Origin of the sequence: Streptomyces sp. SID486 (genome assembly GCF_009865385.1) — a bacterium.
In the GTDB taxonomy this organism is placed as follows: domain Bacteria; phylum Actinomycetota; class Actinomycetes; order Streptomycetales; family Streptomycetaceae; genus Streptomyces.
Genome location: NZ_WWJT01000257.1, coordinates 1 through 460, shown reverse-complemented (window position 1 = coordinate 460; position 460 = coordinate 1). Strand labels below are relative to the sequence as shown.

The 460-nt window shown below is 78.0% G+C and carries 1 protein-coding gene; it reads left to right on the top strand.

All coding sequences use genetic code 11. The annotated features are described in order from the left end of the window. Positions 1–318 (top strand): PDZ domain-containing protein (locus GT045_RS12605; RefSeq protein ID WP_161334216.1); only part of this gene is annotated, 318 nt, incomplete at its 5' end. Positions 319–460: the final 142 nt, after the last annotated feature.

Below are 460 nucleotides of genomic sequence, written 5' to 3'. Positions count from 1 at the left end.
CCCTCGGCGCAGGCCGCCCCCGCGGCCGCACCGGCCCCTGCCCCCGCCCCGCCCGGCGCGACCCTCGGCGTGGAGGTCGTCGACGCCGGGAAGCCGGGCGCGCTGGTGGTGGGCGTACACGTGCCCGGCTCCGGCTACGCGGCGGGCCTGATCCGCGGCGACGTGGTGCTCCAGCTCGGCTCCGACCGCGTCGACACCGCGGCCGACCTCGCCCGGGCGGTCCGCCGGGCCCGCCCCGGAAAGGCCGTGCTCCTCACCGTGCGGCACAGCGGCGGGGGCTACCAGCAGTTGACGGTGACCCCGGGAGTGGTGACCTGACGGTCCGGGACGTCGTCCGTGGGTGGCGTCCCCGACCCCGCACCCACGGGGAGATCCACGGACCACCGCGTGTCCCGCGTGACATCACGGGCCCGTGCCGGGACCTGCTCGGTGTGCCGTGTGCCGTGTGCCGTGTGCCGTG